This is a genomic window from Roseivirga sp. BDSF3-8 (assembly GCF_041449215.1).
GTDB lineage: Bacteria > Bacteroidota > Bacteroidia > Cytophagales > Cyclobacteriaceae > JBGNFV01.
This window is the reverse complement of record NZ_JBGNFV010000001.1, coordinates 1,713,408-1,729,678: the sequence shown is the minus strand read 5'-3', so window position 1 is coordinate 1,729,678 and position 16,271 is coordinate 1,713,408. Positions and strand designations below refer to the sequence as shown.

The window sequence follows — 16,271 nt, the reverse complement described above, 5'->3', positions numbered from 1 at the left end:
TATCAGTTCGCTGTTTTTTCGGTCTGAGTCGAACCGGTGCTAGCCTGGTCAGCATGAGTAGTGGCAGAAGGCGCGTGCTTTCTGTTACTATTATTACTGCTGCTGTCCTCATCCCCCCTGTAGTCGATCTCATCTTTGATCTCCTTGGTGGCATCCTTAAACTCACGAATGCCGCGGCCCATACCACGCGCAAGCTCAGGGATCTTTTTGGCCCCGAAGAGCAGTACGAGCACAGCAATGATCAGGAAGACCTCCCAGCCGCCTAACCCGCCTAGAAATAAAAAGACCATTTGCATAATTTAATTATTATTCTGGTGTAAATCGTCTAGTAAACGAATGGTAAAGATACGGAGAAAGCACCTGAACCCAAACGGGATACAGACGCATTTTCTCTTATGACCTTACAAAGGATTTGGGTAAGGAAAAGTTCGCCTAAACTCGCTTATTTAGCATTAAGCCAGTCCTGAGGGTTCAGGTTGCTGTTGTTTTTCCAGACCTGAAACTGTACCTCAGATACCCCGTCGCGGTCAGTATATACCTCCCCTATGGCCTGGTTTGTGCTTACCGTTTCGCCTGTTTTTACGTTTGCCGTCTTCAGTTTAGCATAAACCGTATAATAGTCACCATGCTGCAGGATCACAATACTTCCCATGCCCGGCACATAGGCCACTTTCGTTACTTTTCCATTAAAAACAGCACGTACAGGCTCGCCTTTATTTGTCTGAATATCAACACCTTGGTTTTCTATTGTGATCCCTTTCAGCACCGGGTGCGGCTGCTTGCCAAACCGGCCGGAGATGAACCCGCTCGATACAGGCCAGGGTAATCGCTTCTTGTTATTAGCAAAAGAGGCGCTCAATGCCCTCGATTCAGAAGCTGAAGAGGCTACGGCATTCTTCTTTTTGGCCATTTCCTCCTTCACAATCTCCGCTATGAGCGTTTCCAGGCGTTGTACAGCCTTTTTGCGTTCGGCCACCTCTTTTCTCAGCTTATCTTCCTGTCTCGATAGCTGGCCTACCACCGTGTTTTGCTTATTGCGAAGCGCCATCATATTAGCGTTTTCCTGAATCTGCTCGTTCAGCAGATCGTTCTTTTCTTCAGTTTTCGCAACGATCGTGTTTTGCTGTGAGGCAAGGGTTTTCTGTACCAGCTTGATCTTATCAGCCTGCTTCCGGCGTGCCACACCGTACTGCTCCATATACTTCAGCCGCATGTAAAACTGCCTGAAGGTAGAGGCACTGAACAGATAAGCCAGGCGGCTATTATTGTGGCGCGCCTTTTGAGCACTGTACAGCATCATAGAGTACTCCTTCTTTAAGTTATCCAGGTCACTCTCCAGGGCTTCCAGTAATATCTCTATCTCCCCGATCTCCTCCCTGAGCAGGTCCAGCTCCTTATTAATCGTACGGATCATCTCCTGCCGTACCTCAAGCTGCCTGTTTAGTGCATTAAGCTGGCCCAGTGTAGCCTGCTTTTCACTAGCCGTTTGTTTCAGGATACGTTCCACCTCCTGAATCTTAGTGAGGTTTTCTTTTTTCTCCTTTTCCAGCTGCGACTTGGATTTTTTTTGAGAATAGCCATCCAGGGGCGTCAGAAATACCGCCAGAAAAATAAATATGCCGCACGTGATCAGACTTTTCTTAAAGCCGCTCATATTTATTCGGAACGTTGAAGGGAAAACGTAAAGGCTTTTCTTCTATAACAGCCTTATTATGCTCTATAGTGATCTGCAGGTTAAGCAGGTCCCCGCTACCCTTATTGTAAGATAAGGAAATCATTCCGGAAAAGGGAAAGGCATGATCATCCAACATCGAAAAGTCACCGTAATTAAGCACCAGGCTATTAGGCGAGTTATCCTCTACCACCATCACCTTTTCCACTTTCATAGTTTTGGCGCTCACATAATTCTGTATTCTGAGGCTGTCCTGGCGCTGCTCCAGAAAGAAAAAATCCTTCTGCCGTGTGACATCTTCAGAGTCCACAGAGTCCCGGTCTACAAGTAAATTTCCCAGAAACGCCGACTGAATGATATTATAATCAATGCGCATTCCGAATTTTTCGCTCAGCTCATCATAATCATACACCAGCAGCTTTTTCTCCAGTCGGTTAAGGATCACCATTGAGTCTTTGGTGATAAGGCCGCGGGCAGCCTCTATACCCAGTGCAGCGTTGACCGATAGCCAGATAACGCTGTCCTTCTTAATCCGTACGTTAGCATTGGTATTCAGATCCTGTTCGTTGTCCTTAAACCGGATCTTTGTTTTGGTAGAAAAGTAGTCGAAGTCTATTTCCTGGACCTCAAGCTTGTTTCGATCCAGAAAATTCCAGTTGATGCCAGTAAATTTCTTGCCGCATCCGCTTAGTAAGAGAACACAAAGAGCAAGGCACCACAGGCTGTATTTATTCATATAACTTTCGGTCAGCTATCTTTTTGTCGATCAGGTCAGAAGTGTCATCCATACCTTTGGCTTTCTGCCATTGTATCACCGCTTTGTCAGTTTCACCGAGCTTGAATAGCACATCCCCGTAGTGTTCGATAATGGTGCCGCTAAGGCTACCGTCATCTGCTTTTATTGCCCTCTCCAGAAATCCGCGTGCCCCTTTATAGTCCCCCTGTACATAGAGTACCCAGGCATGCGTATCCAGAAACGTAGGGTTTTCCGGGTTTCGCTTTACCAGCTTAGCCGACATTTTTCGTGCCAGATCGAGCTTATCCTTTCGCAAAGAAAGGTAATAGCTGTAGTTATTCAAAACGTGGTCATTGTCCGGATTATAGTCCAGAGCCGCCTCATAAGCCATGTCAGACTTATCATAGTTACCCATGAAGTGGTACACATCACCAAGCTGGCTGTTGAAGATGCTCTGCAGGTCCAGGTTAGACGATGACAGCTTCTTGCCTCGCTCCAGTGAGTAAGCCGCCTCGTCATAGTTCTTACTCATTAAATGAGCAGAGCCATTGAAAAAATAGAAGTTGGCCTGGTTAGGGAAATATTCCAGCGCATCTTCCGAGTAGTTGATCAGGCTGTCAGTCTCCCCAAGTTCATACTGTATACTCAGTATGTTCTGCCATACATTATAGTTGCTGTTATCCAGCCCTATAGCCTTTTTATACATGTGCAATGCCTTCTGCTTTTCATTCAGCGCAAAGTACATGTCGCCGTTGATCGTCCAGGCATCAGCTTCTTCCGGGTGTGACTCTATAAGGCTTTCCCCTATCTGAGTGATCAGCTCTGTATCCTCCTGAGACTCCATGCGACTCAGGTAGTAAGCCAGTGTCTGTACCTTGGTATCAAGGGGCACCTGGTCGCCCTCAAGCGCCATTAGCATCTGCTGTCCCGCCTTTTCCTCTTCCCCATTCTGGCGGTAAGCTTCTGCAAGCGCCAGGCGTACCTGGTTTTGTTCAGGGTATTCCTGCAGGTATTCTTCCAGGTAAGTCGCAGCTTCATCCGCACGCTCATTAGAAATAAGCACATCAGCAAGAGCATTTACAAACTCAGGCTCCCCTTCGTACATTTCCACCAGTTGCTTGCCTATGCGCACAGCCTCATCCAGCTGGTTAGTCTGCAGGTACAGGCGCTGCTTTTGTATAAGCAGTTCGGGTGAGTCTCCGAATATGTTGCCTGCCTTTTCATATGTGCTGAGAGCGCTCTCAAAATCACGCTTCATAAGGTAGAGCCCGGCCAGTTCGAAGTAGTACTCCTCCGTATGGTCAATCGTCTCCATCATCTCTTCTACCAGGGCAATGGCTTTACCCAGATCACCCTGCTTGCCGGCCACATCTGCAGCCAGCAGGTAGAAGTACTTATTGTTCTTTTCAAGAGAAAGAGCCTTGTCTATATGGTAAGAGGCTTTTTCCAGCTCCTCCGTTATAGTAAAGATCTCAGCTATTTTATAGTGTACGGCTGCATTATCCGGAGACAGTTCCAGTGAGCGCTCAAACAGCACCTTAGCCTTTACATAGTCTTCCAGGATAAAATATTTCTCCCCTTCCACAAAGTAATACTCTGCCTCCTGCTGTTTCATTTCAGGAGTTTCCTTGCTCTTTTTGCGTTTTTGCGCACTTGCAGGAGTAATAGAGACACTTAAAAGGAAGAAGAGGGCCAGCACCATGCTGGCCTTTATTAAGCCGTTTATCATATTAAATCAAGTTCACTGGATGATCTTGTTGTAATCTCCAACGCTAAAATCATCCGGTCTGGTTTCGTACGTTACGAAATTTCCTATCATTGAATTCTCCATATTAGCATTTCGTACCGTCGTGTTCGTCTGCACGATCGTGTTCCGTATGCGGGAATCTTCTATGACCGTATCATCTCCAATAGAAACGTGCGGACCTATCACGCTGTTGTGTATACGTACGTTTTCTCCTATATACACAGGAGGTATGATTACGCTGTTCTCAGTAGAGGCACTTTTGGCTATCAGATCCTTATCCTTAATAAACTCCAGGTAGCGCTGGTTAGTGTGAACCGTCACGTCTTTATTGCCACAGTCCAGCCATTCGCTCACTTCTCCTGTGGTAAAAGTAGCGCCCTTCTTAAGCATATTATCCAGCGCATTCGTAATCTGGTATTCCCCCTTGTCCTTTATATCGTTATCCAGCAGGTAGCGAAGTTCCTTACGCAGGAAATCCCCGTCCTTGAAGTAATAGATCCCGATGATAGCAAGGTCTGATACAAACTGTTCAGGCTTCTCCACAAAGTCAGTGATCTCCTTTTGCTCATTAAGCTTTACTACGCCAAATGCCTTAGGGTCTTCCACCTTCTGCACCCAGATGATGCCATCCTTATCAGGGTCAAGGGTGAAATCTGCCCGGAAAAGAGTATCGGCAAAGGCCACTATGATGTTGCCCTGCATGATCTCCTCTGCGCACAGGATCGCGTGAGCCGTACCAAGAGCCTCTTCCTGGTAAAAAATATGGCCTTTGGCACCTACCGAAGAAGCTATCTTCTTAAGTTTTTCCTCTATCTCCTTACCAAAGCTCTCTTTAATAATAAACCCGATCTTCTCGACCTTCTGATTTACCACTTCCGCGATGTCCTCTACCAGGCGATGCACGATCGATTTGCCGGCGATGGGTACAAGAGGTTTGGGGGTGGTAAGGGTATGTGGCCTTAGGCGACTGCCCATCCCGGCCATAGGAATAATAATGTTCATTTGTTCAGAGGTTGTATTTCCTAGTTTTCAATTAAAAAATAAAATAGAGGCTGTTTGTTTACCTAGTTTTTACCCGTACTGCCGTATCCACCGGCTCCGCGCACGGTATCACTCAGGGCCTCAACTGGTTGCCACTCTATAGTTTCGTGTTTGGCCACTACCATTTGCGCGATGCGCTCACCGTTTTCCACAGTATATGGTGCATTGCTCAGGTTTACCAGTAACACCTTTATTTCGCCACGGTAGTCCGCGTCTATAGTGCCGGGGCTGTTCAGTACAGATAGTCCATGTTTATAAGCCATACCACTACGCGGCCTGATTTGTGCCTCGAAGCCATGGGGAAGTTCTATAAACAAGCCAGTGCCCACCAATGTGCGCTCCAGGGGCCCCAGAGTAACAGGCTCCTCCAGGTTAGCCCGCAGGTCCAGGCCCGCAGAGCTTTCCGTCTGGTAAGCTGGCAGCTCATGAGATGAGCGGTTAATCACATTTACTTGCATAAAAAAAGGATATGTCTTTTACAGTAAAAATCGCTAGGATGTGGCTCCGGCTTTACGCAGATTTTTCCTTTCCAGTAGGTATAAGGCAAAAATATACGCAATCGTAAGCAGAATATTTAAAGTATAGTCGTAAAGCTGGTTTTCCAGTTCAAAGAAAAACTCAAATGCCGCCAGCCCGCTGGCAGCAAGCAGATGCCAGAATAAGGGAGCCCAGCGGTAGGGGATAGGGTAGTACTTTTGGCCCAGATAGTAGCAAGCCACACACATACTTACAAAGCAGAGAATAGCTGCTACCGCAGATCCATAATAGCCTATGACAGGGATAAGGGCCAGGTTTCCTGTCACAGTAACCCCTGCCCCCAGCAGGCTCAGCCAGGTGCCGTAGTGCGTCCGGTCAGATAACTTAAACCAAATGCTCAGATTGATATACACCCCGTAAAACAACTTGGCAAAAAGCAACAGGGGAACCACGTTCAGCCCTATCTTAAACGCCTCACCTTGCAGGAAAAAAGACCCCAGTAACTCACGGTTCAGGCTTACCCCGATAAACAACACCAAAGACGTAAGGAAGAAGTAGTGCAGAACCCTCGCAAACAATTGAGGACTGTCTTTCTCCTTGGCCGTACTGAAAAAGAAAGGTTCACCGGCAAACCTGAAGGCCTGCGTGGCCAACACCATCAGTACACTGAGCTTAAATGCCGCGTAGTATATACCCAATACTTCCCTGCTCGTAAAGCCAGGCATAAAATCCGCCGGCAACAACTCTTCCAGCAGGATCTTGTCAAGCTGGTCATTAGCTATACCCGCTATACCCATCAGAAAGATCGGAAAAGCATAAGGAAGTAATGACCGCAGCAGGTTTTTAGGTAAAGTAAAGCGAAAGCGCAATACCTCCTTATACAGCATGAACAGGACAAGTACAGAGCCTACCAGGTTAGCAATGAATACAAAGTCCAGTTTGCGGTCATAATTCAAAATGTAAGCTGCCAGGCCCTCCTTTTCCAGCCAGTGCCATTCCACCATTTTAGGAATCAGGTATAAGGGCAGCAGGTTGAGCGCTACCATCACCCCTATACTGATCGTGCGGATGAGAGCAAACTTAAGTGGGCGGTTTTGCTGTCGAAGGCTGGCAAAAGGTATGGCCACCATGGCATCAAACAGTAATATGATGCCTAGCCACGTCACCAGATGAGCACTCTGAGGAGTGTCCAGCCAGTTCGCTATTCCCTGGGCATTGAGCAGAAGCAGCGTAGTGGAAATCGCACTAATGATCAGGATCACACTCCCTGTCGTACGATATATCTCGTCATGGTCCGTATCATCCCGCGACACAAAGCGAAAATAAGCCGTTTCCATCCCAAAGGTGTACAGGATATTAAAAAAAGCGACATAGGCATATAGCTTCGCCATGATACCCATCTCGCTTTCAGCAAGTACTTCTGTATGTAGAGGAGTAAGGAAAAAAACGAAAACCCTGGCTAAGATGCTGCTGACTCCATATAGCGCGGTCTGTCCCGCCAGTTTTTTCAGTGCACTCATACCAGGGACCCCTCAGGGAATGTGATTATTCTCCTTTGAATTCGGCCGGTCTCTTTTCCAGAAAAGCAGCAGTGCCTTCTTTAAAGTCTTCGGATTTGCAGCAGTTAGAAAAGCTGTTGGCCTCCGTCTGGTAGCCGTTCTCATCACCGCTGAAGTAAGCGTTAACACAGTTTACAATCATGCCCACTGCCAGAGGCGCTTTGCCCATGATTTTTTCCAGCATTTCGCGGGTACGGCTCGTAAGAGCCTCTCTGTCTTCCACTACATGGTTTACCAGGCCCAGCGCTCTCGCCTCCTCGGCACCGATCATATCCGCCGTCATCATAAGCTCCAGTGCCTTCCCCTTACCTACAAGTTGCGTAAGGCGCTGAGTGCCTCCATATCCCGGTATAATGCCCAGGTTTACCTCAGGTTGGGCAAATTTTGCATTTTTAGTAGCCACGCGAATATGACAAGCCATAGCCAGCTCGCAGCCTCCACCCAGTGCATAGCCGTTTACGGCAGCAATCACAGGTTTGTGGCAATTTTCTATGAGAGAAAAAACCTCCTGGCCATTTTCTGCAAATTTACGGGCGTTCATTTCGTTGAGCTCAGATATTTCGCTGATATCAGCCCCCGCCACAAAAGCCTTTTCACCGGCTCCTGTTAAGATCACCCCCTTTATCTCTTTCTCATCGTACACGCGCTGGAAGATATTCCTGATCTCCTCCACGGTAGCCAAATTTAGGGCATTTAGCTTGTCCTCACGGTTAATGATGATGGTGAGAATGCCATCTTCCTCCTGGATCAGTAGATTTTGATAGTCTGCCATGAGATTTTTTATGCGATAAAATTTACCCAAATATAACAGGTGGCCTAAACATCACAAAGGACCGCGCCTCTTCCTGCTCCTGAGTGCACATAACAGAAGCATCCGGACCAAGGCCCCACCGGAGAGCCCTACCCCTGTTACACAGCCTGTTTTCCTTTTTTAAAGGGTTATTTTAAAATTAAGCCTTCTTTACGGATCAAAATGAAAGTGGATTTGTTATATCATACCACAAGTACCTAAGTATGCCGGGTATCCGGCCATTTTTTAAACTATAATGAAAAGACAGCCACAGCATCTTATTTTTTGGGTAGGACTATTGTGCCTTATTACCGTTTTCGAAAGTCAGGCCCAGCCCCACAGTTATTTTATAGGGGTCAAAGGAGGGCTTAACTTTGCTTGCCTCACCTACTCCCCCGAAGCCGAGGATGAAAGCATTCACACCGGCTTCTCAGGTGGGTTATTTGCTGAGATGAGACACACTGATAATTTTTCCATCCGTACAGAATTGCTATACTCTGAAAGAGGCAGCCGCTCCGAATGGGAGATGGGGGACGAACTCATCATTAAGAATATAAACCTGCAATATGCTGACTTTGTCCTCCTCGCCTCCATTGACCTGGGAGAGAGCGGTTACTTTGAAGCAGGCCCCTATGCAGGGTGCCTTATTCGCGGCAGAATGCGTGTAGAACCTGGTGGGTTAGATGATCCTGTGCCCCTTCTCTCAGATCATGACTTCCGCCGCATTGATTATGGAATCGCTGCCGGGCTGGGGTTTCGTTTTGGTCAGCTAATGATTGGAGCAAGGTACTATTACGGTCTGGCTGATGTAGCAAGGTCCGCCACGGCCAGGTCTATGCTGGACAGTGGGAGAAACAGAGGTATACAGCTAACAATAGGGGTAGGTATTTAGCCTTAAGGCACCCCATTAATGAAATACCTTATGATCATAGGAGAAGGCCATCCCTTCAGGCTGATCCAGATTATTTTCAAACTTAGTGCCCCGGATATCCTCCCAGGAATAGCCATTCTCTCGAATATTTGCAAGCCAAAGGCCCCTTCTCTTCTTTAAGCCCTTATAGATAGTGTTTATGTCAGAGTCCTCCCTGTTACGTAATGCTATGCCCGTACCTTCTGCCACCACATCCAGATCGGGTAAGGGAGGCGTGTCATCTGCAGGCGCCGTATACTTCAACGTACTTAGATACTGCGTAAGCGCTCGCCTTATCACCCGCAGGTCAGTCATTTCAGGTCTTTTATCCTCGGGAATGTGAAACAGGAATATATTCAGCGCCTCATCCAGGCTGCACATCTTCAATACAATATTATCATGAGGGCTATTATTATGCATATAGTGCAAAATAGGGTACGAGAGGTGGTTACGCGAATATTCGAACACCATCGCAGCCAATGATCCCAGGTGATTCCCCAGAGACTTGAAATCCTCACCATTATAGCTCTGAACCACTATCTGCTCAGGACTTTCCCCCAGGGAGGCAAGGTAGATGCTCACCTTCCTTTTTTGGATCATATTCGAGATCACCGGCACCAGGTACGTAATAGACATTGTTATCAGCATGATTCCCACCACGCTCGCCAGGGCAGTCACTATCCGCCAGAATTTGGTAGAAGCCACGAAGTCCCCTAATCCGCTGGTAGACAAACTGAACCCTACAAAATAGACCACGTCCCAGAATTCCGCCGGGTACTTCTCCGTACCATGGATAACAGAGTAAGGGTCCGAGAGAAAGATAAGAGTAAAACCTGCCCAGCTGGAAAAAATCCACGTCAGCGACATGCAGAACATGATCGCAAAACCCATGTAGTTTAGCACCGGGGAGGTCCCTTTTTTTCCTGCCAGCAGAAACATGATACCATACACGCCACGGCTAACCTTACGTGTAAGCAAGCCCTCCTTATTCGGGATAAAGGCGGTAAAACAGAAATCGATCAAAGTAAGCAGTACGAGCGCTACCCCACTTATGTGAATAAGTATAGAGAGAGGTTCCTGTGGCATATAGTAATAGTGATAACTATATGGGAAAACGCCTTTCCTTCCACATTGTTAAGGGAGACTCGCCAACACGATGGCTTGTAGCCGGAATTCATATTTGAGCCTGATTCGTATATTTAAGTAAAATGTCACCCCGCAGATGCTGGATACTTCACTAGAGTCTTCCAATTTTTACTTTCTGATGGCCGTAATCCAGGGTCTCGTTCTTGGTACGATACTTATCAGCCGGTCAGTGCGGGTCGCAGGCAAGGCAGATAGGGCCGGTAAGGAGACCCCTGTGCCGCAGTTTCCCGCCTTGTTTCTCGGAGTGCTCATCATACTTTTTTCCCTGATCCTGCTCCACGCCGTGTTGGAAGAGTCCATTCATATGTACAATGCCCGGTTCCCTGTCCCTATCTCCTTTGGTCTGGCAGTGGGCCCGATTGCATACTTTCACATCCGGTCGCTTGTACACCCGCGGTTCAGGTGGCAGCCGGCCTTCCTGCTTCACTTCATTCCTTCCCTATTGGTAGATGGAGTTCTCTTCATGGCTTTTTTCACTTATACAGCCAATCATGTAGAGTGGGCGCTCGCTCATATTCCGGCAATACAGATGGTTTCACTGGTCATTAACGCTTTTGGCCTCATTCAACTATTTGCCTACCTGGTGGCCGGCATCCGGCTGCATACCCAGGCTGGTGATCTTCGCCCCAGGGCATACCATAAAGGGGTAAAGCGTTGGCTTAAAATCTTTATAAGAGTGTGGGCGGCCATACCCGCATTTTTACTCCTGGTAATTCCCCCGGCCATGATTTTTATTCAGGAACTTGACCAAAACACCTACCTCATTTACAAGCCCATGGGCCTTTTACTTAGCCTCGCTATATATGGGCTAGGCTATCACTACCTCATCAGCCACTTTGATGAGGTGGGCCAATATCTATCCAGAGCTCGCAGTATGAAGTATTCCGTGGCCGAACTGGAAGACCGAAGCTGCCAACTGACCCGTTTTTTGACCAATGAAAAACCCTACCTCCGGCAGGATCTCACGGTGAAATCTTTATCCGGGCTATTGGGCTGGCCCGAAAAGGAGGTTTCCCTGGTGATCGGCCAAGGTCTGTACACCACATTTAATAACCTGATAAACCAGTATCGGGTAAACGAATTTCTCCGCCTGGCAGGAAGGGATGATACCACCCACCTATCTATTATGGGTATCGCCTTTGAGGCAGGCTTTCGTTCCAAGGCCTCTTTTTACCGGGCCTTCAAAAAGGAAAATGGCCTCACCCCGACGGAGTTTTTAGCACAGAAGGCAGCCTCTTAGGTGTCAAATACTGTTTTGAAACCTCTTCAATTGGCGTGCATCGCTTGAAAACGCTTCATTTGACCATTATCATTTTCACTCAAACTACACAATCGATGATGGTCAAAAGACTCATATTTTTCTTCGCATGCCTATGCCCTCTATCCTGTTATTGTCAGGCGCAGGAGAACAGACTCACAACAACCGATACGGTCGTTACCTCCTCTGAGGGAGTAAAAGTGAAGGTACAATTCGGTATCCTGAAAGTGCCTGAAAACCGGGATGCTGCTCATTCAAGGCTTATCGATATTCATTTTGCCTTAATGAAAACCACCAGTGCGGGCATCACCCCGCCGCTTATTTACCTGGAAGGAGGCGGTAGCCCATCTTCTTGGCAGGCTAAGGATCCCCATTACCTCACGGACTGGTTACCTTACCTGGCCCAATCAGATGTGTTGCTTATAGACCAGCGAGGCACCCATGATCGAGACCTGGTTTATATTTGGGAGGGTGAATTCCCTACTGATGTACTGGTAAGTGAAGACAAGGCAGCCCGGCATTACCAGAAGATGGCCACCCGGGCCCTCGAAGTATTCCGGGAGAGGGGGGTAGATGTGACAGGCTACCATCTGGCTGAAAATGCACGGGACGTGGAGGAAGTCACTGCAGCATTAGGTTTGGAAAAGTTCGCCCTATTTGGGTACAGCTACGGTACCCGAATCAGCCTCATGCTGCTGCAGGCCCTGCCCCGCCGCATAAGCCGGGCTGTGCTCGCTGCCACAGATGGCTTAGATCAGTCTTTTAACCTTCCGGCAGATGCAGACGCCCATTTTGCGAAGTTGTCCGCAATGGTAGCAGCCGATACAGCCCTCAGCCGGGATATTCCTGATTTGGCCGCTTTACTTAGACAGGTAATGCAAAATCTCAAAAATGAGCCCGTAGAGGTTACAGTCACCCACCCCCTTACAGGTACGAGCCATCAAATTCTTGTAGGTCCGCTGGGTCTTGCTCTTATCCTCCGGATGGACATGGACGATGCGACCGATATCCCTGTGATACCCCGCCTGCTGTATTCCCTAAGTAAAGGCAATACCAAAATCCTCCGGTGGTTCGTACAGAAACGCATCGTTTACTTTCTGGCTGTGCCGGCAAATGGACTGAGCCAGGGGATTGAAAGTGGTGTAGCGCCTAATCGCAGGCAAAAGATCAGGCGACAAGCCCACAGTAGTTTGTTCGGAAATTCGGTAAACTTCCCCTTTTATCTGGTGCTGGATACATGGCCTAAAACCCGCGAACCACTTATTTCTTATGTCGATACTCTGACCGTACCGGTATTATTCATTAGCGGTGAACTGGATGCAAGAACCCCACCCTCCCAGGCACAGGAAATAAGAAAACGCTACCCCAGTTCAGCCCATCTCGTAGTAGAAAATGCCGGGCATGAACAGTTGCTTTCACATCCGGAAATAAAGAAAAGGGTCATGCAATTCCTGAATGGCAAAGGTCTGAAAGATGAGCAAATCCATGCAGGGTCGATTCTCTTTATACCTCTTACGGGGAGTGATTTACCTGAGGCTCACCCTTCACTGGAGTAAGGGTTACCCCTCATACTGCCCCGGGTGTATGTATCAATAAGGCGGGGCTAATCTCCCAAATAGCCCTTGCCAAGTCTCTTGTAAGTTGGTTTTAAGTACATTATAAGGGATTTGCAGCGTGTGATTCTGCACTCTCAGCCAGTCTGTCTGGTATTTTTTGACCTTTGAATTAACAACTAAACTCATGAAACATCCTTTGACCAGCCTCTCTCCATTTTGGCGAGACTTTTCTATTCGTACAAAAACAATTGTCATAACCCTAAGCCTTATTATAGGTAGTTGCTTTTACGCCACAGCCCAGAATCTGATCTGGGAAGAAAACTTCGACGGCACTACCTTAGACCCGGAAGTCTGGACCTACGATGTAGGCGTGGGCGTGTGGAACTGGGGAAATAACCAGGAACTGCAGCTCTACACCGACCGCAGCGAAAACGTTTACCTTGAAAACGGCAACCTCGTCATTCAGGCCCTGCGCGAAAACCGCGAAGGATACTCCTTTACCTCTGGCCGGGTAAAAACAGAAGGCCGTGTAGAGCTGAAATATGGTATCATAGAGGCCCGGATCAAAATGCCTGACCTGGCAAATGGGCTCTGGCCTGCTTTCTGGCTGCTCGGTAGTGAAAATGTATGGCCAGCCTCAGGTGAACTCGATATTGTGGAGATGGGTACCGCCGACGCCATAGCCGCCGGCAAAGTAAATAACCGCGTAGGCGCTACTGCCCACTGGGATTATGAAGGCAACTACGCCGGGTATGGCGAAACCTATGATGCCGCAGCCGACCTTTCCCAGGACTACCACATCTACAAAATGTACTGGGATAGCACAGTGGTAAAAGGCTACATCGACGATGTCGAGTACTGGTCTTTTGACATAAGCCCCTCCGGTTCTTCACTGGAAGAGTTTAAGACCCACCCCTATTTCATTATTCTTAACCTCGCCGTAGGTGGTATCTTCCCCGATATCTACGACCCCGCAGGCATCACCGCTCCCCTGCCTGCTAAAATGTACGTGGACTACGTGCGCGTATATGAAGTGCCCGGAGCAGAGATTTACACCCCCGGCGCCAATAGCTACACAGGCACCTTTGGTATCTATACTGAAAACACACCCGTAGATAACTCCCTCACCTTCGGTACCGATGCAGACCTGTTCCTGTGGAACAACCTGACCGCTACCACTACAGCCCCTTATGAAGGCAGTGAAGTAATGAGCTTCCGCGCCGAGGCCGGTAACTGGTTTGGCATGGGCATAGCCTCAGACCCCTTAAACATGTCAGCCTTCTCTGACGGCTATTTGCGTATGCACGTAAAGACCACCAGCACCGCCACCTTTGACATAGGCGTTAGCAGTGGGGCAGGAGATAGCTTCATTACCTTTGTAAATGGCGAAAACCTATACGGACTCGTACGTGACGGGCAGTGGCACGAAGTAGCCATACCCCTCAATGCCTTTAATAATGTAGACTTTGTATCCGTGAGCCAGCCCTTCATGTTCAAAGGAGACCCTCCCGGCGCCCCCGTTGAGATAGCCTTTGACAATGTCTATTGGGAAGAAGGCCCTGCACGCCCCGTGCCCACAGGTACCAACTTCGGTATACTAACCGAAACAGCCTCAGTAGCCTCCGAACTTAGCATGCCACAGGATGCTGACATATTCGTTTGGGAAAATACCCTGCAGGAAGTCAGCCAGGCACCATACGAAGGCAGCGAGTCACTGGCCTATACCTCTGCCCCCGGCCTTGCCTGGTTTGGTATGGGAATCAAAGCCGCTATCAAACATGACCTTAGCGGATTTGCCGATGGCTCCCTTCATTTTGCCCTTAAGACATCCTCCACCACCCCTTTCAGCATAGGCATGAAAAGCGGTAATGTAGATGGCATAGGACAAGGCTGGGTAGAGTTCCGGAATGGCAGCGACCCCTATGGATTCGTTCGTGACGGCCAGTGGCACCTTGTCGAAATCCCCCTTTCAGACTTCTCCAATGTAGACCTTACCGCCGTTAATCAGTTCTTTCAGCTACTGGGTACCGAAGGCGCTATTGGCAATATCGAAATTGATGACATATACATAAAAGGCACCAGTACAGGTAGCCAGAACCCCGACCCTGATCCCGACCCCGAAACCCCTGTTAACATCGCCCTTAATAAGCCTGCTACCAGCAGCAGTTCCGAAGGCGCAGGCCTGGGGGCTGCCAATGCAGTAGACGGAGACCTTGCCACCCGCTGGAGTAGTAATTTTTCTGACCCCCAGTGGATACAGGTCGACCTCCAAAATACCTACGACATCAGCAGCGTAGCACTACAGTGGGAGGCAGCAGCAGCAGCCAGCTACCGCATAGAAGTCTCTGCCGATGGCAGTAACTGGAACCAGGTGTATAGCACCACCTCCGGCGATGGTGGCCTTGACAGCCTTAGCCTAAGCGGGACAGGGCGCTACATCCGCATGTACGGCACCAGCCGCACCACCCCCTATGGCTATTCACTTTATGAGTTCAGAGTATATGGTACCCAGGGAAGCACCACACCACCTTCGCCACCAGCTACTACCTGCACCGGTAATGGGCCTAATAGCACCGGCAGTGGGGTGGACTATACCTACGAGCTGGACGGTAAGACCCTTACCTTCAAACCTGCTCGTGCAGGCGTAGGGAGCAACCTGGTTATTCTCTATCTGCGCAAGAACAGCAGCTCAGCCACCTTCCCAGGATATGCACTAAGTGCAGATGGTAGCGGAAACTTTGTCAGTGAGTTGAATGCTGTCGACGGAGATCAGATAGACTTCTACTACACCTATAGTGTCCCCGAAGGCGGTGAGCGCAATAGTGCCGCCTCCTACCATGAAGAAACAGTAGGGCAATGCGGCAGCGTGGCACGGCTTTCGGCGCCGGGCACCCCTGCCGATACATTTGAAATATTTCCTAACCCTGCGTTAAACCAACTGACAGTGAGAGCCCCCGCAGGTAATGATAAAGCCACCATACTCATACTGGGCGCTGATGGACGTCACATCAGAACCCACACGCTTAACAGCACACAAAAGCGTATGGATGTAAGCCAGCTACAGCCCGGCCTGTATTTCCTGCGCATCATTTGCCAGGAGGGCACCACCACCAAGAGTTGGGTGAAGGAATAAGTACCCGGTTCCTAGCCTGATCTACAGGCCGGCCATTGGCCGGCCTGTTTTTTTTATCCGGCATCTGAGTAAGCCACCTGTTTCTATCATTAATACCAATACTACAAAGAACCGTGAGCCTCCAAATCGCCCCTTATAGCGGAAAGTAATAGAGTTCAAAAAGAATCATCTATATTGTATATTTCTAATACTGATATTTTTCTTATTTTTGAAATACCCCCAACTTTCTCTCCTCATCACGTAGTC

Annotated in this window: 13 protein-coding genes; 4 read left to right on the top strand and 9 right to left on the bottom strand. The window is 48.6% G+C overall.

Translation table 11 applies throughout. The features are described 5' to 3' along the window. Positions 1-2: 2 nt before the first annotated feature. The 8 genes from tatA to AB9P05_RS06885 all read right to left on the bottom strand — a co-directional run bounded on the left by tatA (position 3) and on the right by AB9P05_RS06885 (position 8,004). On the bottom strand, positions 3-296 hold the full coding sequence (gene tatA, locus AB9P05_RS06920; protein ID WP_371908086.1) for a twin-arginine translocase TatA/TatE family subunit: 294 nt from the start codon (positions 294-296) through the stop codon (positions 3-5). A 146-nt stretch (positions 297-442) separates the two neighbouring features. Next, positions 443-1,654 (bottom strand): murein hydrolase activator EnvC, encoded by a 1,212-nt coding sequence (locus tag AB9P05_RS06915; protein WP_371908085.1) that lies wholly within the window; start codon positions 1,652-1,654, stop codon positions 443-445. Next, positions 1,641-2,408 (bottom strand): DUF4292 domain-containing protein, encoded by a 768-nt coding sequence (locus AB9P05_RS06910; protein WP_371908084.1) that lies wholly within the window; start codon positions 2,406-2,408, stop codon positions 1,641-1,643. Before AB9P05_RS06910 ends, AB9P05_RS06915 begins: the two co-directional genes overlap by 14 nt. Continuing rightward, positions 2,401-4,137 carry a tetratricopeptide repeat protein gene (locus AB9P05_RS06905; RefSeq protein ID WP_371908083.1) on the bottom strand — a complete coding sequence of 579 codons (1,737 nt, stop codon included), beginning with the start codon at positions 4,135-4,137 and terminating at the stop codon, positions 2,401-2,403. The genes AB9P05_RS06910 and AB9P05_RS06905 overlap by 8 nt, the downstream gene beginning before the upstream one ends. Positions 4,138-4,149: 12 nt before the next feature. After that, complete coding sequence (locus AB9P05_RS06900; RefSeq protein WP_371908082.1) at positions 4,150-5,157, bottom strand: sugar phosphate nucleotidyltransferase; 1,008 nt, start codon at positions 5,155-5,157, stop codon at positions 4,150-4,152. A 62-nt stretch (positions 5,158-5,219) separates the two neighbouring features. Next, positions 5,220-5,654, bottom strand: coding sequence for a dUTP diphosphatase (gene dut / locus AB9P05_RS06895; RefSeq protein ID WP_371908081.1), 435 nt, complete (start codon positions 5,652-5,654; stop codon positions 5,220-5,222). A gap of 33 nt (positions 5,655-5,687) precedes the next feature. Continuing rightward, positions 5,688-7,193, bottom strand: coding sequence for a lipopolysaccharide biosynthesis protein (locus AB9P05_RS06890; RefSeq protein ID WP_371908080.1), 1,506 nt, complete (start codon positions 7,191-7,193; stop codon positions 5,688-5,690). 25 nt (positions 7,194-7,218) lie between these two features. Further along, complete coding sequence (locus AB9P05_RS06885; RefSeq protein ID WP_371908079.1) at positions 7,219-8,004, bottom strand: enoyl-CoA hydratase/isomerase family protein; 786 nt, start codon at positions 8,002-8,004, stop codon at positions 7,219-7,221. A gap of 274 nt (positions 8,005-8,278) precedes the next feature. On the opposite strand from AB9P05_RS06885, the gene AB9P05_RS06880 reads away from it, so the two are divergent. After that, positions 8,279-8,914, top strand: coding sequence for a porin family protein (locus tag AB9P05_RS06880; RefSeq protein WP_371908078.1), 636 nt, complete (start codon positions 8,279-8,281; stop codon positions 8,912-8,914). 15 nt (positions 8,915-8,929) lie between these two features. On the opposite strand, the gene AB9P05_RS06875 is transcribed toward AB9P05_RS06880, so the two are convergent. Next, a complete protein-coding gene (locus tag AB9P05_RS06875) occupies positions 8,930-10,018 on the bottom strand; it encodes a potassium channel family protein (protein WP_371908077.1) in 1,089 nt (362 codons plus the stop codon). A 178-nt stretch (positions 10,019-10,196) separates the two neighbouring features. Here AB9P05_RS06875 and AB9P05_RS06870 point away from each other — a divergent pair, with 178 nt between their 5' ends. The 3 genes from AB9P05_RS06870 (at position 10,197) to AB9P05_RS06860 (ending at position 16,025) form a co-directional block, all read left to right on the top strand. Beyond that, positions 10,197-11,318, top strand: a complete 1,122-nt coding sequence (locus AB9P05_RS06870) for a helix-turn-helix domain-containing protein (RefSeq protein WP_371908076.1) — start codon at positions 10,197-10,199, stop codon at positions 11,316-11,318. A 95-nt stretch (positions 11,319-11,413) separates the two neighbouring features. Next, positions 11,414-12,892, top strand: a complete 1,479-nt coding sequence (locus AB9P05_RS06865) for an alpha/beta hydrolase (RefSeq protein WP_371908075.1) — start codon at positions 11,414-11,416, stop codon at positions 12,890-12,892. A 184-nt stretch (positions 12,893-13,076) separates the two neighbouring features. After that, positions 13,077-16,025, top strand: a complete 2,949-nt coding sequence (locus AB9P05_RS06860) for a discoidin domain-containing protein (RefSeq protein ID WP_371908074.1) — start codon at positions 13,077-13,079, stop codon at positions 16,023-16,025. Positions 16,026-16,271 lie beyond the last annotated feature (246 nt).